This window comes from Thermobrachium celere DSM 8682 (assembly GCF_000430995.1).
In the GTDB taxonomy this organism is placed as follows: Bacteria; Bacillota; Clostridia; order Clostridiales; family Caloramatoraceae; genus Thermobrachium; species Thermobrachium celere.
The window spans coordinates 1,593,659-1,616,988 of sequence record NZ_HF952018.1 but is presented as its reverse complement, the minus strand read 5'-3'; the positions used below and the strand labels follow the sequence as shown (position 1 = coordinate 1,616,988).

At 31.4% G+C, this 23,330-nt stretch carries 20 protein-coding genes and 1 pseudogene; 19 read left to right on the top strand and 2 right to left on the bottom strand.

Features of this window, described 5'->3' with window-relative positions; all coding sequences use genetic code 11:
* Window positions 1-207: 207 nt before the first annotated feature.
* From TCEL_RS08440 to TCEL_RS08400, 9 genes are all read left to right on the top strand, one after another.
* Window positions 208-2,487, top strand: coding sequence for a glycoside hydrolase family 65 protein (locus TCEL_RS08440; protein ID WP_018663142.1), 2,280 nt, complete (start codon window positions 208-210; stop codon window positions 2,485-2,487).
* A gap of 77 nt (window positions 2,488-2,564) precedes the next feature.
* The gene (locus TCEL_RS08435) at window positions 2,565-3,584 is read left to right on the top strand and encodes a LacI family DNA-binding transcriptional regulator (RefSeq protein ID WP_018663140.1); all 1,020 of its coding nucleotides are present in this window, start codon (window positions 2,565-2,567) and stop codon (window positions 3,582-3,584) included.
* A gap of 50 nt (window positions 3,585-3,634) precedes the next feature.
* Window positions 3,635-4,861, top strand: coding sequence for an ABC transporter substrate-binding protein (locus tag TCEL_RS08430; protein ID WP_018663139.1), 1,227 nt, complete (start codon window positions 3,635-3,637; stop codon window positions 4,859-4,861).
* Window positions 4,862-4,907: 46 nt separating this feature from the next.
* Complete coding sequence (locus TCEL_RS08425) at window positions 4,908-5,825, top strand: carbohydrate ABC transporter permease (protein ID WP_018663137.1); 918 nt, start codon at window positions 4,908-4,910, stop codon at window positions 5,823-5,825.
* A 12-nt stretch (window positions 5,826-5,837) separates the two neighbouring features.
* Complete coding sequence (locus TCEL_RS08420) at window positions 5,838-6,653, top strand: carbohydrate ABC transporter permease (RefSeq protein WP_018663135.1); 816 nt, start codon at window positions 5,838-5,840, stop codon at window positions 6,651-6,653.
* Between the two features lie 43 nt (window positions 6,654-6,696).
* Window positions 6,697-7,638 carry a galactose-1-phosphate uridylyltransferase gene (galT, locus tag TCEL_RS08415; protein ID WP_018663133.1) on the top strand — a complete coding sequence of 314 codons (942 nt, stop codon included), beginning with the start codon at window positions 6,697-6,699 and terminating at the stop codon, window positions 7,636-7,638.
* 131 nt (window positions 7,639-7,769) lie between these two features.
* Window positions 7,770-8,570 (top strand): pyruvate, water dikinase regulatory protein, encoded by an 801-nt coding sequence (locus TCEL_RS08410; protein ID WP_018663132.1) that lies wholly within the window; start codon window positions 7,770-7,772, stop codon window positions 8,568-8,570.
* A gap of 125 nt (window positions 8,571-8,695) precedes the next feature.
* Entirely contained in the window at window positions 8,696-9,253 is a 558-nt protein-coding gene (locus TCEL_RS12850; RefSeq protein WP_018663130.1) for a flavodoxin family protein, read from the top strand.
* A 214-nt stretch (window positions 9,254-9,467) separates the two neighbouring features.
* A complete protein-coding gene (locus TCEL_RS08400; RefSeq protein ID WP_018663129.1) occupies window positions 9,468-10,823 on the top strand; it encodes a glucose-6-phosphate isomerase in 1,356 nt (451 codons plus the stop codon).
* Window positions 10,824-10,858: 35 nt separating this feature from the next.
* Here the strand turns inward: TCEL_RS08400 and TCEL_RS08395 are convergent, their stop codons facing one another.
* A complete protein-coding gene (locus TCEL_RS08395; protein WP_018663128.1) occupies window positions 10,859-12,973 on the bottom strand; it encodes a methyl-accepting chemotaxis protein in 2,115 nt (704 codons plus the stop codon).
* Window positions 12,974-13,130: 157 nt separating this feature from the next.
* On the bottom strand, window positions 13,131-13,397 hold the full coding sequence (locus tag TCEL_RS08390; RefSeq protein ID WP_341348978.1) for a hypothetical protein: 267 nt from the start codon (window positions 13,395-13,397) through the stop codon (window positions 13,131-13,133).
* Between the two features lie 170 nt (window positions 13,398-13,567).
* On the opposite strand from TCEL_RS08390, the gene TCEL_RS08385 reads away from it, so the two are divergent.
* The 10 genes and pseudogenes from TCEL_RS08385 to TCEL_RS13515 form a co-directional block, all read left to right on the top strand.
* Window positions 13,568-13,885, top strand: a complete 318-nt coding sequence (locus TCEL_RS08385; RefSeq protein WP_018656090.1) for a hypothetical protein — start codon at window positions 13,568-13,570, stop codon at window positions 13,883-13,885.
* A gap of 18 nt (window positions 13,886-13,903) precedes the next feature.
* Window positions 13,904-14,224 (top strand): putative heavy metal-binding protein, encoded by a 321-nt coding sequence (locus TCEL_RS08380; protein ID WP_018663126.1) that lies wholly within the window; start codon window positions 13,904-13,906, stop codon window positions 14,222-14,224.
* Window positions 14,225-14,414: 190 nt separating this feature from the next.
* The gene (gene hflK / locus TCEL_RS08375) at window positions 14,415-15,383 is read left to right on the top strand and encodes an FtsH protease activity modulator HflK (RefSeq protein WP_018663125.1); all 969 of its coding nucleotides are present in this window, start codon (window positions 14,415-14,417) and stop codon (window positions 15,381-15,383) included.
* Between the two features lie 2 nt (window positions 15,384-15,385).
* On the top strand, window positions 15,386-16,318 hold the full coding sequence (gene hflC, locus TCEL_RS08370; RefSeq protein ID WP_018663123.1) for a protease modulator HflC: 933 nt from the start codon (window positions 15,386-15,388) through the stop codon (window positions 16,316-16,318).
* Between the two features lie 109 nt (window positions 16,319-16,427).
* Complete coding sequence (locus TCEL_RS08365) at window positions 16,428-17,465, top strand: LacI family DNA-binding transcriptional regulator (RefSeq protein WP_242823442.1); 1,038 nt, start codon at window positions 16,428-16,430, stop codon at window positions 17,463-17,465.
* Window positions 17,465-18,307: a carbohydrate ABC transporter permease gene (locus TCEL_RS08360; protein ID WP_018663120.1), complete on the top strand. Its 843-nt coding sequence runs from the start codon at window positions 17,465-17,467 to the stop codon at window positions 18,305-18,307. Before TCEL_RS08365 ends, TCEL_RS08360 begins: the two co-directional genes overlap by 1 nt.
* Window positions 18,307-19,125 (top strand): carbohydrate ABC transporter permease, encoded by an 819-nt coding sequence (locus tag TCEL_RS08355; protein ID WP_018663118.1) that lies wholly within the window; start codon window positions 18,307-18,309, stop codon window positions 19,123-19,125. Before TCEL_RS08360 ends, TCEL_RS08355 begins: the two co-directional genes overlap by 1 nt.
* A gap of 50 nt (window positions 19,126-19,175) precedes the next feature.
* Window positions 19,176-20,411, top strand: a complete 1,236-nt coding sequence (locus TCEL_RS08350) for a sugar ABC transporter substrate-binding protein (RefSeq protein WP_018663116.1) — start codon at window positions 19,176-19,178, stop codon at window positions 20,409-20,411.
* Window positions 20,412-20,472: 61 nt separating this feature from the next.
* Window positions 20,473-22,821: a glycoside hydrolase family 65 protein gene (locus TCEL_RS08345; RefSeq protein ID WP_198010654.1), complete on the top strand. Its 2,349-nt coding sequence runs from the start codon at window positions 20,473-20,475 to the stop codon at window positions 22,819-22,821.
* A 131-nt stretch (window positions 22,822-22,952) separates the two neighbouring features.
* Window positions 22,953-23,330 (top strand): annotated as a pseudogene (locus tag TCEL_RS13515) (transposase); the annotation flags it as partial.

The following is a 23,330-nucleotide window of genomic DNA, read 5'->3' as shown; positions in this document are numbered from 1 at the left end:
TTGAAAAAATGATAAAAAATTTTAATATATTAAATAAGTGAGAAAAGGATATGTTTTCAGACATAGAAAAATGAAGATTTTTGATGAAAAACAGAGAAAATTGAAGTTTAAATCGTCTAAAAATTTTTTCAAAAAACTATTGAAAACGTTTTTGGATTAATATATAATGAAAATGAACAAAAACGTTTACGAAACAGGAGGAGAGCAATGGACAAGTTATGGAATGTTGAACTAAAGGAATACAATTCAAATCAAAATAGAAAATATGAAACTATATTTACATTAGCAAATGGCTACAGAGGGATTAGAGGAGCAATAGAATTTTCAAAGGTAGGCGAAAGAGGAAATTTTATAGCTGGAGTATTTGATAAAAATACAGCACAAGTTACCGAAATTGTAAACTGTCAAGATCCTCTTGTGTTCAATATATATGTTGATAATGAATTAGTTGATATAGATAAGGCAAATGTTTTAGATTTCAATAGAACTTTAGATATGAAAAATGGTATTTTATATTCAAACTATAAGTTAGAACTTAAAAGTGGAAGAATTGTTGAAATAAAAACTGAAAGATTTGTAAGCAGAAAGAATGTTCATAGATGGGCAGCTAAATACACAATTATACCAGTAAACTTTAAAGCTAAGATGTTTATTGAAAATATTATAGATGGAACTGTGGTAAACAGTGCTCAGGATCCAGCATGGTTAACAAAACATTTTGAGGTAGTAGATGCTTTAGATTTAAAGCCTGGAATTGCATTAAAAACAAGAACATATGATAACAAAATTGAAATAGTTGAGGCTACAAAGGTTTTATCTAAAGATGAGCATGGAAATGTATTTAAGATAAGAAAATATGCAAAGTTAGGTGAAAGAGTAAGGGAGCTTTATGAGTTCTTTGTAGAAGAAGGTAAAGAATATGTGGTTTATAAATATGGAGTGACATATACATCAAGGGATACAAAGGAAGAGTTATTTGCAGTAGCCCATAAGGAGCTTGTTGATTTTGTAAATGAAGGTTATGAAAAGGAAAAAGAGGAACATTCAATTGTTTGGACAAAGCTTTGGGATGGAATGGATATAAAAATAAAGGGTGATGATACAGCTCAGGTGGGAATAAGGTTTAACATGTTCCAGCTTGCATCATCTGCCTATGCTGACGATCCAAGGGTAAGTGTTGCAGCAAAGGCACTTCATGGTGAAGGATATAAGGGACATGTTTTCTGGGATACAGAAATATTTATGCTTCCATTCTTTGTTTATACAAACCCTGAGGTTGCAAAGTCTTTATTAATGTACAGATATAACACATTAGATGGAGCAAGAAGAAACGCTCAGCTTAATGGATTTAAGGGAGCTCAATTCCCATGGGAGTCAGCAGATGATGGTATGGAGGTTACTCCAAAGTGGGGAGTTGATTATGACGGCAACCCAGTTAGAATATGGACAGGTGATGAGGAATATCATATAAACTCAGATATAGCCTTTGGTATATGGGAATATTTTAGAGCAACTAAAGATGAAGAGTTCCTTATAAACTATGGTACAGAAATACTTCTTGATACAGCAAAGTTCTGGAATAGTAGATTGGAATATAATGAGAAGGAAGACAGATATGAGATAAATAGGGTAATAGGACCAGATGAATTCCATGAACATGTAAATAATAATGTTTACACAAACTACCTTGCTAAATGGAATATGAAAAAGGCCCTAGAGGTTAAAGAGTGGCTAAAGGAAAAGGACTTTACAAAATATGAAACTCTATGTAATCAATTAGGAATATCAGATGTAGATTTTAAAGAATGGGAAGATAAGCTAAATAAAATATATATACCAATGGCTAAGGATGGAAAGTTGATTGAGCAATTTGAAGGATACTTTGATTTAGTGGATATACAAATTACAGAATACGATGAAAATGGAATGCCTGTATGGCCAGATTTAAAAGGATACAAGCTTCACGAAACACAACTTATAAAGCAACCTGATGTTGTTATGCTCATGCTTGTTTTAGGAGAAGAATTTGATCTAGAGTCAAAGAAGATCAATTACGAATACTACGAAAAGAGAACAATGCATAAGTCATCACTTAGCCCATCAATGTACTCAATAATGGGGCTTACTGTTGGAGATACTCAAAATTCATATAAATACTTCTTAAAAACTATACTAACAGACCTTGAAGATAATCAAGGGAATGCAGGACATGGATTACACGCTGCATCAACTGGTGGATCATGGCAAAGTGCTGTATTTGGATTTGGTGGATTTAGCGTTGATGAAAATGAAGTTCCAAACTTCAATCCATGGATACCAGATGTTTGGGAAGAATTTACTTATACAATAAACTGGAGAGGCTCAAAGGTTGTTGTTACTGTGGATAAGAATGATGTAAATATCACTTCAGAAAAGGATATTGATGTTAAGGTTTATGGTAAAGACTATAGAGTTGAGGCAAATAAAAAGTTGGTTGTATCAAGATAAGCTTAGCTGCTTTGTAGCTTGAATGGTGCTTACAGATGTAATACTATTAATATAAAAGTAATTTGTGAGGTGGATTTATGGAAAACAAGACTGTAACTATAAAGGATGTAGCAAAAAAAGCAGGTGTTTCTGTAAGCACTGTTTCAAGAGCCTTTAATAACTATAGCGATATAAATCCAGAAACAAGAGAACAAATATTAAAAATTGCAGAGGAACTTGGATATAAGCCTAATATAATTGCTAGAAGTTTAAGCTCAAATAGAAATTTTAGACTAGGCATGCTTGTAGAAGACTATGATCTATCTGGAATGCTAAATCCTCTTGTTTTTGAGATACTTATGAATTTTAAAAACACAGCTACTAAATTAGGTTATGAAACAGTGCTTTTATCAACGACATCTGATGTACAGAAAAATGAAAAGTTATCTAAACTTTTTACAGACAAGCAATTAGATGGAATGTTTATAATGGGCCTTAAAATGACAGATGAATACTATAGAGAGCTTTCTCAGATAGATAAGCCTTGTGTTCTATATGATATAAACATAAATAATCCATATGTTGGATGTGTCGGAGTTGATAATACAAAGGGAGCATTCTTAGCAGTTGAATATCTTATTAAGTTAGGTCATAAAAAGATAGGTTTTATAAATGGTCACAAGGATGCCTATGTAAGCTATGAAAGATTAGATGGATATTTTTTAGCCCATAATAGATATGGTTTAACCGTTGATAATTCATTAATAGAATATGCTGATTTTACAGATAAAGGTGCAGAAGAAGCAGTAGAAAGATTAATTAATAGGCATAGGGATGTAACTGCTATATTTTGTGCAAGTGATATCATGGCAATTGGTGTAGTAAACAGGCTAAACGACTTAGGATACTCAATACCAGATGATATATCAATAATTGGATTTGATGGTATCTATCTTTCACAGTGCATTTCACCAAAAATAACAACAGTAAAGCAGGATACAGCAAAAATTGGTGAAGCGGCAGCAAATTTACTATTTAATATAATTCAAGGACAAAGGATAGGAAGAGTAGTAATTGAACCAGAACTATTAGAGAGGGAATCAACTAAATCAGTTTAAAGCTGCATTAAGCAGTAATTATAAAAACTAAAATAAGAGGGGGAAAATATATGAAATTCAAACGCTTTGTAGCTACAGCTACAGCACTTGTAATTGCTTCATCTTTATTTGTAGGCTGCGGTAAAAAGGAAGAACAATCAACAGAGCAGCCAAAACAAGAAAAAGTTACAATTACGCTTGGTTGCTGGGGTTCATCACCTGCAGAAACACAACTTCTAGATGACCAAATTAAGAAGTTTGAAGAAACACATCCAAACATTAAGATTGAAAAGCAAGTTATAACTGGCGACTACAACCAAGCAATGCAAGCAAAGATAGCTTCAAAGACTGAACCAGATGTTTATTACCTTGATGTATTCCAAGCACCAGCTTACATATCAAAGGGAGTTGTAGAACCATTAGACAGCTACCTTGATATGGAAGATGTAAAGGACTTTGAAGAGTTCCTACTAGAAGGATTTAAGAAGGATGGCAAAATTTATGGACTTCCAAAAGACTTCAACTCACTTGCAATATTCTATAACAAAGAAATGTTTGAGAAGGCAGGAGTTAAGGAACCAACTACTTGGGCAGAACTTGAAGAGGCTGCAAAGAAGCTAACTAAGGATGGAGTATATGGAATGGCTCTAAGTGCTGATGCAGCAAGATTTATACCATTTATGCTTCAAGCTGGAGGAAAGATTAACGAAGGTGATAATGTAGCATTTAACACTCCAGAGGCTGCAAAGGGATTAGATTTCTATTTCTCATTAATTAAGAAGGGATATGCAAAGCAACCAAAGGATCTTGGAGAAGGTTGGAATGGAGATGCTCTAGCTCACAAGAAGGTTGCTATGGTTATAGAAGGTGGCTGGATGATTCCATTTATGAAGGATGCAGGTCCAGATGTTAAGTATGGTATAGCTAAGCTTCCAAAGGGAGATAAGGAAGGAAACCTTGCATTTACAGTTGCATATGCTATGAGTGTAAATTCAAAGCATAAGAAGGAAGCTGCTGAAGTAATTAAGTTCTTAACAGGAAAAGAAGCATTAAAGATGGTTGCAGAAAGTGGTCTTGCTATTCCATCAAGAAAGTCAATGGAAAAGCTATATACAGAAAAATATCCAGAAAGAACTCCACTTGTAGAAGGTACAAAGGGTGCACAAGTATTCCAATTTGGTGCTAATACAACTAAGATTATGGATGCTTTAAACAAAGCTGGTGAAAAACTATTATTTAATAAAGTAAAAGATGGCAAGGCTGCATTAGAAGAAGCTGCCAAAGAAGTAGGACAATAATAAAAGGAAGCACCTTGAGTGCTTCCTTTTTTAAAGGAGGTATTCTATGAGCTCAAAAAAAGGTACACTTTCAAGAGTTAAAACAAGGGAAAAAATAGACGGTTGGCTTTTTGTGATGCCTTTTGTAATAAGTACACTTGTTTTTTTTGCAGGTCCACTTGTTGTTGCATTTATATTAAGTTTTAAAGAGTATTCATTTTTAGATCAAAACACAATATGGCAGGCTAAATGGGTTGGATTTGATAACTATATAAATGCCTTTAAGGATCCTATATTTAAAAGAGCCCTACTTAATACAACTCTTTATTCATTAGGGGTTGTACCAATTCAGCTTGTTATTGCTTTAATATTAGCCTTGATTGTGGATTCAGATATAAAAGGAAAGACGTTTTTTAGAGTAGCCTACTATATACCAACAGTTACTTCAACTGTTGCAGTATCAGTTATGTTTATGTTTATTTTTAAAACCGATGGACTTTTAAATAAATTTTTAAAGCTATTTGGGATACCGCCATACAATTGGTTTGGAGATGTAAGATTAGCACTTCCTTCAATTATGGGTATGGCTATTTGGTCATCAGTAGGTTTATATATGATTATATTCCTTGCAGGGCTACAGGATATTCCACATTCTTTATATGAGGCTGCGTGGATAGATGGTGCGAATAAGTGGCAGCAATTTTGGTATGTCACATTACCCCTTTTAAGACCAACATTTTTCTTTAATTTAGTAGTATCACTTATTGGTACTTTCCAAGTATTTGACCAAGCCTATGTTGTATCAGGAGGTAATGGAGGACCTCTTAATTCAACAATGACTGTTGTTTTATACCTATATAGAACAGGATTTAGAGATTTTAAGATGGGGTATGCCTGTGCAATAGCATTTATATTATTTGCAATAATCTTCATATTAACATTAATACAAAAGAAGCTATTTGGCGAAGAGACTCAATATCAATAGGGTGGTGAAATAATGGGAAAAAGAATATTAAAGGTGCTATTTTACCTTTTAGTTATAGGATATGCGATAATTTCAATAGGTCCATTTTTGTGGAGTGTAATTACATCATTAAAACCTACAAGTGAGATCAACAATTTGGCTATAGATTTTAGTAAGCTAAGTTTTAAGAACTATGTTTTCTTATGGAAAAAGTTTCCGTTTGCAAGATGGATGTTTAATAGTATATGGGTTGCACTTGTTGTTACTTTTGGTAACCTACTTTTTAATTCAATGGCAGGTTATGCACTTGCAAGAATAGAATTTCCAGGAAAAAAGGCGTTGTTTTTAGCAATACTTGCATTTATGATGGTTCCTGGTCAAGTTGTTATGGTACCAACATTTATTCTTTTAACTAAGCTTGGCTGGGTAAACACTTACAAGGGCCTTACAATACCTTTTTTGACAAGTTTGTTTGGAATATTTTTGATGAGACAGTTCTTTTTATCGATACCAAAATCCCTTGAAGAGTCAGCTATGATTGATGGACTAAGCAGATTTGGTATATTCTTTAGAATAGTACTTCCACTTGCAAGACCAGCCCTTACAACACAATTTATATTAATGTTTACAGGTAACTGGAACAGCTTCCTATGGCCAAGTTTACTTGCTACAAGTGACAAGATGTATACATTGCCTGTTGGACTTAATTCCTTCTATGGACAGTATTTTCAGTTCTGGGATCAGGTACTTGCAGGAGTTATGATTCTTTCAATACCTTCAATAATAATATTCTTGATATTCCAAAAGAACTTTATAAAGGGAATTGCAACTACAGGAATGAAAGAATAATTTCAGCATATTATAGTAGTACACTATTAATTAGGAGGTCATCATGTCTAACTTCAGAATAAGTTTTGAAACTGGAGAACAGGTAATATATTCAGCAAAAAGGGCAGCAAGACCAAAGGATTTTAATTATAGTGATGACATTAATTCATTAGAGCACAAAAAAGATTGTCCGTTTTGTGTAGGTAATGAAGAGAATACTCCGCCTACTGTATATAAAGTAGGGGAACCATGGATTATGAGAGTTGTTGAAAATAAGTTTCCAGCCGTAACAATGAATACAGATGAATTTGTTAAAGGCATTCATTATGTTGTTATAGAAAGTAATAAGCACAATAGAAATATAGACAGCTTTGATGTTGAAGAATTAGAAAAACTAATTAGGCTTTATATAACTGTAGCATCAGATATGTATAAAAATCCAGAAATACAATATGTACAGATATTTAAAAACTATAAAAGAGAAGCTGGTGCATCATTAGAACATCCGCATTCCCAGATAATAGGTGTGAACTTTATTCCTAATAATATACTAAAGGAACTTGATATATCAAGAGATTATTATTATGGAAAGGAAAGTTGTATTTATTGCGATGAAATTGAGAAGGAGATAGTTGTAAATAAAAGAATTGTAATTGAAAATGAGCACTTTATTGTAATATGTCCCTATGCATCAATGTATCAATATCAAACACAGATACTTCCAAAAAGGCATATAAGTTCATTATTTAGCTTAACTGATGCTGAAATTAAGTCCTTATCTGCTATGCTTAAGGATTTATTAAATAGATATAGAAGATGTTTAGGAGATATAGCCTATAATATGTATTTTCACTTTATTTCCAAGGAAGTCAAAGAGTATCATCTTCACATAGATATATGTCCTAGAACTAATATTCATGCAGGGTTTGAAATATCAACAGGAGCCATAATAAACAGTGTTTACCCAGAGGATGCAGCAGAGCTATTAAAATCATTTGATAAGTAAACAAAAGGTACTAATTACCTTTTGTTTACTTTTTTTATTATCAAGTAATTTCAAAACAATAGAAAGAATAATTTTATTTTTTTTAAAATTGTAGTAAAATATATTTAAATAAAACTAAAGAGGGTGTGGGTATGATAATTTATGCAGTTTCTGATTCTATTGGTGAAACAGCTGATCAAGTAGCAAGGGCTACAGCAAGTCAGTTTGATCATGATATAAAGATTAAAAGAATTCCTTATCTTACAACATATGACGATGTTAAATCCTTTATAGATTCAATAGAGGATACAAAAGAATGTTTGATTATATCCACTATTGTTATGGCAGATATAAGAGATTTTTTAACAAGTTTAGCAGTGGAAAAGGGGATACATATTGTAAATATATTAGGGCCTTGTATTGCTACAACGGCAAGGATACTAAATAAAATGCCTATTTTTAAACCAGGAGCAGTAAGAAAGCTTGATAATGACTATTTTAGAAAGATTGAAGCGATGGAGTTTGCAATAGCCTACGATGACAGTAAAGACGATAGAGGAATAAAAAATGCTGATGTTGTTCTTCTTGGACTTTCAAGAACTTCAAAAACTCCACTTTGTGTGTATCTAGCAAATAAAGGGATTAAAGCTGCAAATGTTCCTTTAGTTCCAGAGGTACCACTTCCAAAGGAGCTTTACGAAATTGATAGAAGCAAAATAATTGGGCTTACAATAGATCCAATGGAATTAATTGAAATAAGAAAAAATAGAATTCATAGACTTGGAGGAAACTTAAGTCAAATTGAATATGCAACTGTTGAAAGAATTATGCTTGAATATGAATATGCAGATAAAGTTATGAAAAAACTAAGATGTAAGGTGATAGATGTTACTAAAAAGGCAATTGAAGATACAGCTGCAATTATTATGGACTATATAGGATGGCATGATTGAAATATGACGAAGAATGTATAAAAAACGTAAAATAATGTAGCATATTGCGAAAAATAATATAGCAATATGCTTATATTTATGTTATAATATATGTGTTGGAATTTTAACAATAAGGAGATGATTAAATGAAGGTTGTTGCTATTTCATGTAGTCCAAGGGTTGGCGGTAACTGTGATAAAATAATAGACAGAATAATTACTGGAATACTTGATGGCCATAAGGATGCAGTAGTAGATAAGTATAAGCTTTCAACTATGAATATAAATGGATGTAAAGCTTGTTATTCATGTAAAAAGGGAGAAGGTTGTATTCAAAAGGATGATATGCAACTTTTATATGGTAAGTTAAACGATGCAGATTTAATTATATTTGCATCACCAATTTATATGGGACATATAACTGGTACAGGCAAAAATTTTATGGATAGAATGTTTGCTTATATGAAGGAACATTTCGAAGTTACTCTTCCAAAGGGAAAGAAGGCAATTATTGTTTTAACACAAGGGCATCAAGTAGAAAGTGCATATAGAAGAGTAGCAGATGACTTAATAAATTTCTTTAACTCATATGGAATAGAAACAGTATCTCAAATAATTGCAGCTGGCCTAACACTTGAAGTGGAAGATATTAATAAAAACGTTTTAGAACATGCCTACAGAGTTGGACAAAAGATGGTTATATAATTAAATAAAAATTTCTAATAAAATCCCATGAATGCATTCAAAGGAATTATTGCATTAAATACCTTCCATTCATGGGGCTTTTTTATTAATGTAGATAAATAAATGTAACCTTTCTTATTTCATTTTACCCAATGAATTTCATACAGGTTGTGGTTGCAAATTTAACAAAAATGTATTAAAATAAAAGTCAAAATTTAATAATGGAGGTAGAAATATGTCTAAAATAACAGTTGATTATTCAAGGGTTTTAGGTTTCATTGGTGAACATGAGATAAAGTATCTAGAATCACAAATATTAGATGCACATGACAAGTTACATAACAAAACAGGAGCAGGAAATGACTTTTTAGGATGGGTTACACTACCAGAAGATTACGATAAGGAAGAATTCGAAAGAATTATTAAGGCTGCAGAAAAAATAAAATCAGATTCAGATGTACTTGTTGTTATAGGAATTGGTGGTTCATATCTTGGAGCTAGAGCAGCAATTGAAATGCTAAATCATACATTCTACAATGTACTTCCAAAGGATAAGAGAAAAACTCCAGAAATTTATTTTGTTGGAAATAACATAAGTCCAGTTTATCTAAAGGATTTATTAGATGTTTTAGAAGGTAAGGACATATCAGTAAATGTTATTTCAAAGTCTGGTACTACAACTGAGCCAGCAATAGCATTTAGAATTTTCAAAGAGTATATGGAACAAAAATATGGAAAAGAAGAGGCAAGAAAGAGAATTTATGCAACAACAGATAAGCAAAAGGGTGCATTAAAGAAGCTTGCAGATGCTGAAGGATATGAAACTTTTGTTATTCCAGATGATGTAGGTGGAAGATATTCAGTATTAACAGCAGTTGGACTTCTGCCAATTGCAGTATCAGGTGTTGATATAAGAGAAATGATGAAGGGTGCAAGGGATGCAATGGATGAATGTGCAGTTCGTGATGTGTTTAATAATCCAGCATACCTTTATGCAGCAGTAAGAAATGCACTTTACAGAAAGGGCAAGACAACAGAAATAATGGTAAACTATGAACCATGTATGCACTACTTTGCAGAATGGTGGAAGCAACTATTTGGAGAAAGTGAAGGAAAGGATAACAAGGGTATATTCCCAGCTTCAGTAGATTTTTCAACAGATCTACATTCACTTGGCCAGTACATACAAGAAGGTTTAAGAAACATATTTGAAACTGTTCTTAACATCGAAAAGGTAAGATACGATGTTGAAATAAAGGAAGACAAGGATAATATAGATGGTTTAAACTTCCTTGTTGGAAAGACAATGGATTTTGTTAACAAGAAGGCATTTGAAGGAACACTTCTTGCACACTATGATGGAGGTGTGCCAAACATTGTAATCAATATACCAGAAATAACACCATACTATTTTGGTAAGCTAGTTTACATGTTTGAAAAGGCTTGTGGAGTTTCAGGATATGTTCTAGGAGTAAATCCATTTGATCAACCAGGAGTTGAAGCATATAAGAAGAATATGTTTGCACTTCTTGGTAAACCAGGATTTGAAGCACAAAAAGAAGAGCTTGAAAGAAGATTAAATAAGAGATAATTAAAAATCCAGTTTGGGTTGACCAAACTGGATTTTTATACTTTAAACTTACTCATTTGTTCATTTAATCTTTCAGATATAGATTTTAACTCATTAGATAGCTCTGCAACATTATTTATTATCTGTTGCATTTCTTGAGATGATGCAGTTATTTCTTCGGATGAGGCAGATACTTCTTCAGAAACAGATGTTACACAATCAACTTTTGAGAGAATTATTTCCTTAGTCTCAATTGCTTTGTTTACTGCTTTAAATGTTTCATCTATATAGGGTGGAATGTTTTCTATTGAGTCTATTATATCATTAAATGAATTTATAGAATCCTGTGCCAATGCTATCTGTTCTTTTATTAAACTATCTACTTTATTTGAAGTATTAATTACATTTCCAGTTTCGTAGATAATAGAGTCAACTAATTTTTTAATTTCATTTGATGATTCCTTTGACTTTTCAGCAAGCTTTCTTACTTCTTCTGCTACAACTGCAAAGCCTCTTCCAACTTCTCCTGCACGTGCAGCTTCAATTGCAGCATTAAGTGATAGTAGGTTTGTCTGTTCTGAAATATTATTAATTACATCTGATATATTTGAAATACTCTTAATTCTATCTGCAAGTTCACCAAAGCGTGATATTACCAATCTATAGGCTGTTAGTACTTCTTCAAAATATCCTATTAGATTTGATATCTTCTCCTTACCAATACCTGCCTTTTCTTCAGCTTCATTTGTTTTATTACTTACATTGTTTAGTGCATATATAATGTTATTAAGTTCAAATGCAAAGCTTTGAAGCTGATTTGATATATTTAATAAATCTGAAGCCTGCTCTTGAGCTCCTCTTGAAACATCCTCAATTGCAGCCGAAACTTCATTTGATGAAATAAGCATTGTATTTGAAGATGAGTTTAGAGTATTTGAAACTGAAAGTATTTTTTGGGATGTATTTTTTATTTCTAATATATAACCTTGAATAAGGTCTAATACAGAGTTAATATTTTGAGTTATAACTCCAAACTCATCATTTTTATTTGATTTAATATTTACAGTTAAATCTCCTTCAGAAACTTTTTTCATGGCCCAAGATATTTGAGAAAGAGGTTTTGTTACCATTTTAGTTATAAAGTATACTACGATAGGAAGTATAAGTAGTAAAAGTATTATTATTATAACTGTAGTATTTTTAATAGAATTACTAATATTTAAAAGCTCCTCATAGGGCATAACAGCAGTAAACTTCCATCCCAAAAATTCATTTGTACTGAAGTAGCCAATATATTTTCTATTATTTTCTTTAAATTCGATTCTTCCAACCTTTTGTGATAGTATCATTTTGGAATATTCCTTGGTTGATATGTTTTTATTCATTATTTCCTTTTTATCTGGGTGTACTAATGTAGTACCATCTTTTTGAAGAACAAAAATATATCCATTCTTACCTAGCTTTACTTCTTCTATATATCTATTTGAAAGTTTTTGAAGGTCTAAGGATATTACTAATATTCCAGCAAAATCCCCATAAATGCTTTTTATTGGTGCAGCAATAACTACTGATGGATTTATAAAATTTTGATCAAATATAGCATTAGATATTATAGGTCTTGTTTGATATTTTGCTTTTTTAAAAAATTCATAATTAGATAAATCTGTATCCTTGAAGGATTTGAGTCCTGTTGATTTATTAGGTTCTGCAATTACTTTACCATTTTTATCAGTAATTAAGATTGAGTTTAGCCCATCAATATTATTAATATAGCTACTTAAGGTGTTGTTTAAATAAGTACTTAGCTCATCATTTTGTTGTGTCTGTATTTTATATGTATAATCTTTAATTATATCATTGGTTGTGATTATAGTTGCAAAGTTAATATATTGATTAATTGTCTTTGATATATTATTTGATATATATGCCTGCATTGTCTCTAGATTTTTAAACGCGTCATTTTTAGTTATATCAATGGATTTTTTATTAAGAAATGTACTTACAATTAACATGGGTAAAAGAGAAATTAAACAAAGCATTATAACTAGTTTAATTTTAAAGCTATTGGTGTTTGATTTTCTAGATCTGTTTAAACGTTTAAATCCATAATAAAAATTTTTGAATTTTGAAAAATTTAAACCTATTTCTTTATTCTTAAGTAGAAGCTTCATTTAAGTTCCCCCCAAATTTAGTTAATGTCTGCAAATCAATTATATTAAAAAAATTATTATAATGCAAACGTTTTAATAAAAGTTAATAAACAGCGTAATTATATAAAAATCCCCTGTATTTTTACAGGGGAAAGTTTATGTGTTTAAAAAATAGGTTTTACTCAAGTTCTACAATTTCAAAATAGTCAAAGTCTATCTCTTCTATGAAATTATCCTGTTTAAAGGATGTTTTTGAATATCTATTGTATTCTTCTAAATTTTTAGGAAGCCAATAGGGTTTTTGTATATCAAGTTTTTGACAAATTTCTGTTATACACATTTTAAGATTTTCTTGATAATCTTTTCCATTATTAAATGTTGCTTCTTCATGTTTTATTAATTTGTTATTTTTGTATATCTTTCCCCAAAGTCTCAATTTATGCACCGCCCTTATTGTTTTTATTTTAAAGTAAGGTATAATAATTAATAATAGCATGAATGAAAATAAATTAAAATATTTATTGGACAAATTATAAATTGGAATAAGATATATGTTAGATGATAATTTTAAGATCATATGGATTTTAAAAATACATTTTAAAAAGAGGTGTCAAAATGGAAGTTCATGTTACAAAACTAGCAGAGGAAAAGATATTAGAGGCAATTAAGACCTATAATGAAAAAAATCAACTAAGAATTTATGTAGAGGCTGTAGCCTGTCATGGTGCAAAGTTTGGCCTTGCCTTTGATGATATAAAAGAAGGGGATGTAACAGAAAAGGTTGGAGATATTATATATTTTGCTGATGAAAATGTTTTAAAGTATTCAGATGGCATTAAAATTGATTATGTAACTGAACCAAAAGAGGGATTTATTGTAACCTCTTTAAGACCAATAAAATCAAGTTGTTCAAGTTGCTTTGGATGTAAATGATAAAAAGGGGGAAGTAAAATGATAGTAACCACAACGCCTTCAGTAGAAGGAAAGAAAATAGTTGAATATAAGGGAATAGTTTTTGGAGAGGTTATAAGTGGGGTTAATTTTGTAAAGGATTTTATGGCAGGACTTTCAGACTTTTTTGGTGGACGTTCAACTACTTATGAAGAGGAGTTAATAAATGCAAGGCACAATGCAATAGAAGAGATGAAGCAGAGGGCATTGGCATTAGGTGCTAATGCTGTTGTTGGTGTTGATATAGACTATGAGGTTTTAGGACAGTCAGGAAGTATGCTAATGGTAACAGCATCAGGTACAGCAGTTGTTGTAGAGTAGGCAGTATTACTGCCTATTTTTTTTTAAAAAATTTGTTTTAAGTTTTAATAACAAATAAAGGTTATTAAATGTAAGTGTCGAATACACTTTTAAGGTAATATTTGGATTTATATATGCGTATTAATTACTAGTTCTATTTAAACAACTAAATTAGGTTCATTTGATTAAAAAATTTAAAGGGGGATAAAAGATGAATAATAAAAAATTTAATTTTAGTCTTGGTTCAAAAATACTAAAACGCATAATATTTATTTTTATTGCAATTTTAGTATTATTGCTTATTATGTCAAACATATATACATTAAAGACAGGAGAAGAGGCTGTTATCATACAGTTAGGAAAATACCATAAAACCATAAACAAACCAGGGTTACATTTTAAAATACCTTTTATTCAAACAAAGGTTATTATAAATGTAAATGAAATAAAAAGATTGGAATTTGGATTTAGAACTGATGACGGCAATCAATACAAGGAAATAGAAGAGGAACTTATGCTTCTAACAAAGGATGGTGCACTCATTAATGCAGAAACAGTTTTTCAGTATAGGATAAACAATCCAGAACTTTATCTTTTTAAGGTTGATGATCAGCTAGGTACATTAAAACTAATGGCAGAATCAGTAAGAAGAAGGGTTATAGCCAGTTACAATATAGATGAGGTTATGCTTACAAAGAAGGAACAAATACAGGAGGAGATGAAGACTGAACTACAAAAGCTCTGTGATACATATAAAATAGGAATACAGATAAGGGCAGTTCAATTACAGGATGTTGTTCCACCAAAGGCTGTGGATGCTGCCTTTAAGGAAGTAATTAATGCGAGAGAAGATAAAGAGAGTAGAATAAATCAAGCAAAAACAGTAGCCAATGAAATAATTCCGAAGGCAAGGGGTAGAGCACAGCAGATGATAAATGAAGCAGAAGGATATAAACAAAAAAGAATATCAGAAGCAAAGGGTGATGTAGCAAGTTTCTTAAGCATTTATGAAAAATATATACAGGGTAAAGAAGTTACAAGAGCTAGAATGTACCTTGAAACAATGGAGGAGGTTCTTCCAAAGATGGAGATTTACATAGTTGATAAATCAGGAAATACATTAAAGTATATTCCATTAGAAAGGAATATAATCAACATGGATAAAAAGGCAGGTGAGTGATTATGTTTAAATATATTAGGTATATTTTAATAGTTGCTTTATTAATTCTTTTTACAAGTTCTACCTTTATAGTGAAGGAACAGGATCAAGTTGTTGTTAGTAGGTTTGGGGAAATAAAAAAGATTTATGTAAATGTTGAAAATTATGATGCAGTTAAAAATGAGCTTAGTAACGATAATAGGTTTAGAAAAATAAGTATATTGACAAATAAGGGACTATGTTTTAAAGTGCCATTTATTGACTCTGTAACAAGTTATGATAGCAGGCTTTTAACATATGATACAAGTCCCTGTGATGTTATTACAGGAGATAAGAAAAAGCTTATATTAGACAATTATGCCCAATGGAGAATTACCAATCCAGCTCTTTTTAAAATAACAATGGGGAATATACGAAATGCACATATTAGAATAGATGATATACTTTATTCAAAGATAAGGGAAAGGGTTTCTTTATTTGATGCGGATGATTTAGTAGGAAATAAGGATATAAATCAAAAGATATTAAATGATGTTATAATAGGAGCAAATAAAGAGTTAAGTTCGAGCGGTATTCAGGTATTTGATTTTAGAATTAAAAATATAATGCTTCCAGCAGAAAATAGGGAAAACATTTATAATAGAATGAAAACAGAGCGTGAGCAAATGGCTAAAAAATATAGAAGTGAAGGTGAAGAGGAATATTTAAAAATAACTTCAAATGCACAGAAGGAGGCAACAATTATTGAGGCAGAAGCATATGAAAAGGCACAGAAATTAAAAGGTGAAGGAGATGCTGAGGCTACAAGAATATACAATGAAGCCTTCAATAGAGATCCTGAGTTTTATAAATTCTACAGAAGCATGCAGGCATACAAAAAAATCATGAATGAAAAGGTGAAACTTGTAATTCCAGAGGACAGTGAGTTTGCTAAATACTTATTTAATTCAAAGTAAAAGAATGAAGGTGTCGTAGAATGTTGTACGACACCTTTAATCTTTAAGAAAATGAAATATTCATTTAAATTAGTTGAAATTTTAGAAAAATTATGATAATATTAAATTGATGAAACGTTTCCAAGAGGGTGATAAAATGACTGCAACAATAAAGGATGTAGCAAAGAGAGCAAATGTGGGTGTAGGAACTGTATCAAGGGTAATAAATAATCACCCTTCGGTTTCAGATGAAATAAGAAAAAGGGTTTTACAGGCTATAGAGGAGTTAGATTATAAGCCAAATGCTATAGCAAGAAGTTTAAAAATTAAATCAACCAAAACTATAGGGGTTATCATACCAGATATTTCAAGTGCCTTTTATCCTGAGATAGTAAGAGGGATTGAGGATGCAGCAAAGGATTTAAGTTATAACATAATCTTACTTAATACTGATTTGAAAAGAGAAAAGGAAAAAGAAGCTTTAAATATGCTTAAGGAGAAAAAGGCAGATGGAATTTTATTTATAAGCAACACAGTAAATAAAAATTTAAAGAGGGAATTTAAAAAAACTGGCATACCAGTAGTTTTAGTTTCAACAAAGGATTTAGAAGGTGAAATCCCTAGTGTAACAATTGATAATGAAAGGGCAGCATTTGATATTACAAATTATTTGATCAAAATGGGACATAGAAAAATAGCAATAATTTCTGGACCAAAGGATGATCCTAATGCTGGTATTACAAGACTTGAGGGATATAAAAGAGCTCTATTAGAAAGTGGAATTAGTGTAGATGAGAATTTAATCTTCTATGGAAATTATAAATTTAAAAGTGGTTATGATGCTATGCAGAAAATACTTATGTTAAAAGAGCGTCCAACTGCAATTTTTGCAGCTTCAGATACAATGGCAGTTGGTGCTGCTTCATGTGCTATGCAAAAGGGGTTTAATATTCCAGAGGATTTTTCAATAGTTGGTTTTGATGGTGTTGAACTTGCAGAATATTTTTATCCACCTATAACAACAGTTAAGCAGCCAAGATATGAAATGGGTTCAAAGGGGATGCAACTTTTAATTGATATTTTAAGGGGAGAAACAAAGCAAAAGAGTGTTGTTTTGGATTATGAAATAATAGAAAGGAAGTCATGTAGAGAAATGGGGGGAATTTGATGAATAAAATAAAAAGGTATTATTTAGAAATACTACTAATTCTGCCTCTTGCTTTATATATTTTGGGCTTTACAATTTTACCAATTTTAAAAACTATTCTTTTGAGTTTTCAAGATAAGGCTGGTAATTTTGGTTTTGAAACATATAAATATTTATTCTCTAAAAAGGATTTTAATATGTCTATAATAAATACAATTGCTGTTACAGTAGTAGGTGTAAGCTTACAGCTTATTTTAGGCCTGTTTATAGCTATGGCTTTAAAATATAACTTTAAAGGAAAGGGACTTGTAAGGTCATTGGTGCTTCTTCCTATGGGTGTACCAACGCTTGTTTCAGGTGTAACACTACTTTATATTTTTGGTACTCAAGGATATTTAAATGAATTTTTATATAGATTAGGACTTATTACAAAACCTATTGCTTGGACATCAGGAGGAATAAAAAATATATTCGTGATTGCTGTGGCAGATTCATGGAAGGTTCTACCCATTGTAGTACTTTTATTATTGGCTGGTTTGGAATCGATTCCGACAGACGTATATGAAGCAAGTGCTATTGATGGTGCAAACAAAATACAAACATTTTTTAACATAACTCTCCCACTATTAAAGCCTTCCATAACAATGACAGTTATATTAAGAGCGGTGGATTCCTTTAGAATATTTGAGCTACCTAAAATACTTGCAGGTAGGGTTACACCGTTCTTAGCAACTTTTGCCTATGATGAATATGCATATAACAATATTAACGCTTCAGCGGCTGCTTCAACTGTTTTACTAATTATAATTATAATTTTTATGTTTATTTATCTAAGGGCTGTAGAAGGAGGGGGGAATAAATAATGAAGAGTAAAGTTATAAAAAATATATTATTTTATACTGGAATAGCATTAATAGTATTGTTTATGGTTATTCCTGTTTATATACTATTTAGAATATCTTTTGCTGTTCCGTCAGAGGTATTGACAAGCCATCCTAAATTTTTGATTACAAAATTTGATTTTAGACATTGGGAGCAGGTGTTTAAGTCAGGAAACTTGTGGCCCCCCCTTCTTAAAAGTCTAATAGTAGCAACCTTCACTATGATATTTGCACTTATTATTGCAGCACCTGCTTCTTATGCCATATCAAGATTTAATAAAAAAATAAAATATGCTGTTATATTAACACTATTTTTTACAAGAATGTTTCCTAATGTAGGTATTGCACTTCCTATATCGGTTACATTTTTAAAATGGCATTTATTAGATACTAATACTGGTCTGATTATGGCTCATTTGATAGAGCAACTTCCATTTATAGCATGGATACTTGTCTCAACCTTTGAAACGATTCCAATAGACCTAGAAGAGGCAGCAGCTATAGATGGAGCAGGAAGGATTAAGACATTAATTAAGGTTGTATTCCCACTAGCAGCACCTGGTTTAGCAGTTGCAGCTATGTTTACTTGGCTAAATTCATGGAATGAGTTTACTTATGCACTTTATTTATCCTTAACAACTAAAACATTGCCACTTCAGATTTATTATTATGTGCTAAGGGGTGGTTTCTTCCAACAGGCAGCTTATTCAACAATTTTAACTATACCAGTATTAATAATTACATTTGCACTTCAAAGATATATAAGATCAGATTATCTTGGAGGAGCCATAAAGGGTTAAAACTGCAATATGCAGTTTATATAAAAATTAAATAATAAGGGGGAATTTGGATGAAACTAAAAAAATTCTTTGCTGTTGGTTTGGCATTGGTTTTGACAGCTGGGTTATTTGCTGGATGTGGTAAAAAAGAGAGCACTACAAATGAACCAAAAACATTAAGAGTTACAATGGGATTAGGAGAAGAAGAATGGAAGGTAATGAGGGAAGATATTTTCCCAGAGTTTGAAAAGGCTAATAATTGTAAGATTGAAGCTATTCAAGTAGAATCAGGGGACGTTGTAAAGAAGCTTGAAGCTATGAAACAGGCAGGAAAGACAGAAATTGACCTAATTGCTCAAGACAATATGGCACTTGCTCCACTTGTTGAAAAGGGACTTGTTGAAGATTTATCAGAATTTAGAAGCAAAATACCAGCAGAAATAATACCATCATTAATTAAGGTTGGCGAATTTGATGGAAAATTATATTTCCTACCATTTAGACCAAATGTTGAAATCAATTTCTATAATGAAGACAAATTTAATAAATATGGTTTAAAACCACCAAAAACATGGGAAGAGCTATTAAATGTTGCTAAGGTATTGAAGGAAAAAGAGGGAATAGGAAAGGTTGGAATTAAGGCTGTATTTGATGGAAATACTACTGTACAATTATTTGAATTTATAAGACAAGCAGGTGGAGATCCATTAGTGTTAAATGATGAAGGAAGTATAAAGGCTTATACATTCTTAAAGGAACTTTGGCCATATTTATCACCTGATTCATTAAAGGCTGACTGGAACACAACAAATAGATTTGTTGCAGAAGAATCAATGTACCTTGCGGCAAACTGGCCATTTGGTGTTAATGTAATAGTAAAAGATGGTGGCAAGAAGGAAATAAAGGCATATGAAGGATTTGCAGGACCTGTTAAGGCTTCAAAGGTTTTAGGTGGAGACGTATTAGGTATACCAGTTGGTTCACCAAATAAAGATTTAGCGTTGAAGTTTATTGAATACTTAATGTCAAAGCCTGTTCAAGAAAAATTAGCTTCAAAACTTGCTTGGCCTTCAGCAAGAAGTGATGCTTACGGTCAAGTTGAAGAATGGCAAAAACCATATTTTAATGCAATTAATGAGGCTATGAAGGTTGCTGAACCAAGACCAAACTTAGTATATTGGGCAGATGTAGATAAGGCTTTAAACGATGCATTAAAGGAAATTGTTCTAGAAGGAAAGGATGTTAAGGCTACTTTAGACAAATACCATAAGGTAATTGAAGATGCAAAACAAAAAGCAGGAAAATAAAATTTGGCATGCGTAACGCATGCCAAATTTATAGGATGAATTGTTGACAATTAAAAGTCATATGAAGGGAGATGTTGCAATGAATGAAGTAAGAAATAATATACTTGTTGATGAATGGAGGATAATTGAAAAGGAATTTGATTTAGAGAATAATGTAAAGAATGAAACAATATTCGCAATTGCTAACGGCTATATAGGAATGAGGGGAACATTTGAAGAAGGTCTAGATAAAAAATATTCTATAGAAGGTAATTATATAAATGGTTTTTATGAAATACATGATATAAAATATGGTGAAAAGGCCTATGCCTTTCCTGAAATTGGCCAGACTATGTTAAATGTATTTAATCCAAAGGTAATAAAGATCAAGGTTGATGATGAAGAATTTAATATGATGAATGCAGATATTTTGGAATATGAAAGAATATTAGATTTAAGAGAAGCGGTTTTAAAAAGAAGAGTAGTTTGGAGGACAAAATCAGGAAAAGAATTGGAAATTAACTTTGAGAGACTTGCAAGTTTCACTATAAAAAATTCTGCTGCGATAAGAGTCAAAATAAAACCTATTAATTTTGATGGAAAAATCAATGTGGACTCTCTACTAGATGCTGATGTAAAGAATTTAACAGCAGAGGATGATCCAAGAGTTGGTTCAGGAATTACTGGAAGAGCATTTGAAATAGAAAAAAAAGTTATAGATGAAAACTATTACGAAATATATGCATCAACCAAAAAATCAAGATTAAAGTTAATTTGCTCTATAACTGAAGATGTTAAAAACTGTATCATTCTTAATAGGAAAGAACTAAATGATGATTTAAAGGTTGGATTTTCATATGAAATAGAGGCTGAAAAGGGAAAGGAATTTGAATTAATTAAATATATAGTTTATGTAAATTCAAGAGAATATAATGAAAATGATATTATCAAAAATAAGGAGGAAATAATAAAACAAGTTTTAGAATATGGCTATGATAGATTAAGGGAAGAACAGATAAAATATGTAAAGGAATTTTGGAATAGGGCTGATGTAGAAATTGAAGGAGATGATTTTTTACAACAAGGCCTTAGATTTAACATTTTCCATATCCTGCAGTCAACAGGTAAAGATGGTCTAACCAATATAGGTGCAAAGGGATTAACTGGAGAGGGTTACGAAGGACATTATTTTTGGGATACTGAGATGTATATTATTCCTCTATTTACTTATACAATGCCTTTTATAGCAAGAAAACTCCTTGAATATAGATATAATACTCTTGATAAGGCAAGGGAAAGAGCTAGGGAGATGTCTCATAAAAATGGGGCGCTCTATGCATGGAGAACAATAAATGGAGAGGAGTGTTCTGCATACTTTCTAGCATCTACTGCACAATACCACATTAATGCAGATATTGCATATGCCATAAAAAGATATTATGAGGCGACTGATGATGTAGATTTTATATTAAATTATGGAGCAGAAATACTTTTTGAAACAGCGAGGATATTTGTAGATTTGGGCCACTACGTAGAAGGGAAAGGTTTTTGTTTAGATGGTGTTACAGGACCAGATGAATATACTGCAATGGTGAACAATAATGCCTATACAAACATAATGGCAAAGGAACATCTAAGTTTTGCCTATGAAATTGCAAAAATGTTAAAGGATAAATATATAGAAAAATATGAAGCATTGAAACAAAAGATTAACTTAAATGATAATGAGCTTGACGAATGGATTAGAGCAGCAGATAATATGTATATTCCTTATGATGAAAAATTAAAAATACATCCACAGGATGATACTTTTTTAAATAAGAAGATTTGGGACTTTGAAAATACACCAAAGGATAAATATCCTTTGCTTCTACACTATCATCCACTTGTTATATACAGACATCAGGTATGTAAGCAGGCTGACTGGGTTCTTGCGCTATTTTTACACAGCGAGAAATTCTCAAAGGAACAGAAAAAAAGGGATTATGACTATTATGAAAGGGTAACAACCCATGACTCATCACTTTCACCATGTATATTTAGTATTGTTGCCTGTGATATAGGTTATAAGGATAAGGCATATGATTATTTTATGAGAACAGCAAGAATGGATTTAGATGACCACCATGGAAACACCAAAGATGGAATTCATGCAGCAAATATGGCAGGTTCTTGGATGGGGATAGTATTTGGTTTTGGAGGATTTAGAGTTTATAAAGAAAAAATAAAGTTTAACCCAATTATACCTGATAAGTGGAAAAAATATTCATTTAGGGTTAATTGTAAAGGACGTTTAATTAAAGTAGAGGTAGAAAAGAATTTAGTTAGATTATCTCTTTTAGAAGGGGAAGATATAAAGGTTGATGTGTATGATAATCCTATAATTCTTTCAAAGAATAAGGATGTTGAAGTAATTAAGGTGCAAATGTAATTAAGCCACCCTAATGGGTGGCTACAGGCTGTTGACAAACAAATTTTGTCAACAGTTTTTTTTGCGTAGCAAAAAGGATTTTAAACATCTATGTAGAATTATATATAGAGAAATAAATTTGGAGGTGCCCAATGATTAATGAAATTAAATCAAAACAACAAAAATTAGAAATGGTTTACATTGAAGATTTAGTTCCTCAGGATCATATACTGAGGAAAATTGATAAATATATTGACTTTTCTTTTATTCGTGAATTAACTAAGGACTTATATTGTCATGATAATGGACGACCTGCTGTTGATCCTGTTGTTCTTTTTAAAATGTTATTTATAGGCTACTTATTTGGTATTAGATCCGAGCGTCAGCTCGTTAGGGATATTGAAGTTAATGTTGCCTATAGATGGTTTTTAGGTTTCTCACTTACAGATAAGATTCCTGATCATTCAACTATAAGTCAAAATAGGAGAAGACGTTTTAAGGATACAGATATAGCACAAAAAWTTTTGATA

Coding starts and splice junctions, on each gene's coding strand:
- TCEL_RS08440 (WP_018663142.1), top strand. CDS start 208: ATGGACAAGTTATGGAATGTTGAACTAAAGGAATACAATTCAAATCAA.
- TCEL_RS08435 (WP_018663140.1), top strand. CDS start 2,565: ATGGAAAACAAGACTGTAACTATAAAGGATGTAGCAAAAAAAGCAGGT.
- TCEL_RS08430 (WP_018663139.1), top strand. CDS start 3,635: ATGAAATTCAAACGCTTTGTAGCTACAGCTACAGCACTTGTAATTGCT.
- TCEL_RS08425 (WP_018663137.1), top strand. CDS start 4,908: ATGAGCTCAAAAAAAGGTACACTTTCAAGAGTTAAAACAAGGGAAAAA.
- TCEL_RS08420 (WP_018663135.1), top strand. CDS start 5,838: ATGGGAAAAAGAATATTAAAGGTGCTATTTTACCTTTTAGTTATAGGA.
- galT (WP_018663133.1), top strand. CDS start 6,697: ATGTCTAACTTCAGAATAAGTTTTGAAACTGGAGAACAGGTAATATAT.
- TCEL_RS08410 (WP_018663132.1), top strand. CDS start 7,770: ATGATAATTTATGCAGTTTCTGATTCTATTGGTGAAACAGCTGATCAA.
- TCEL_RS12850 (WP_018663130.1), top strand. CDS start 8,696: ATGAAGGTTGTTGCTATTTCATGTAGTCCAAGGGTTGGCGGTAACTGT.
- TCEL_RS08400 (WP_018663129.1), top strand. CDS start 9,468: ATGTCTAAAATAACAGTTGATTATTCAAGGGTTTTAGGTTTCATTGGT.
- TCEL_RS08395 (WP_018663128.1), bottom strand. CDS start 12,973: ATGAAGCTTCTACTTAAGAATAAAGAAATAGGTTTAAATTTTTCAAAA.
- TCEL_RS08385 (WP_018656090.1), top strand. CDS start 13,568: ATGGAAGTTCATGTTACAAAACTAGCAGAGGAAAAGATATTAGAGGCA.
- TCEL_RS08380 (WP_018663126.1), top strand. CDS start 13,904: ATGATAGTAACCACAACGCCTTCAGTAGAAGGAAAGAAAATAGTTGAA.
- hflK (WP_018663125.1), top strand. CDS start 14,415: ATGAATAATAAAAAATTTAATTTTAGTCTTGGTTCAAAAATACTAAAA.
- hflC (WP_018663123.1), top strand. CDS start 15,386: ATGTTTAAATATATTAGGTATATTTTAATAGTTGCTTTATTAATTCTT.
- TCEL_RS08365 (WP_242823442.1), top strand. CDS start 16,428: ATGAAACGTTTCCAAGAGGGTGATAAAATGACTGCAACAATAAAGGAT.
- TCEL_RS08360 (WP_018663120.1), top strand. CDS start 17,465: ATGAATAAAATAAAAAGGTATTATTTAGAAATACTACTAATTCTGCCT.
- TCEL_RS08355 (WP_018663118.1), top strand. CDS start 18,307: ATGAAGAGTAAAGTTATAAAAAATATATTATTTTATACTGGAATAGCA.
- TCEL_RS08350 (WP_018663116.1), top strand. CDS start 19,176: ATGAAACTAAAAAAATTCTTTGCTGTTGGTTTGGCATTGGTTTTGACA.
- TCEL_RS08345 (WP_198010654.1), top strand. CDS start 20,473: ATGAAGGGAGATGTTGCAATGAATGAAGTAAGAAATAATATACTTGTT.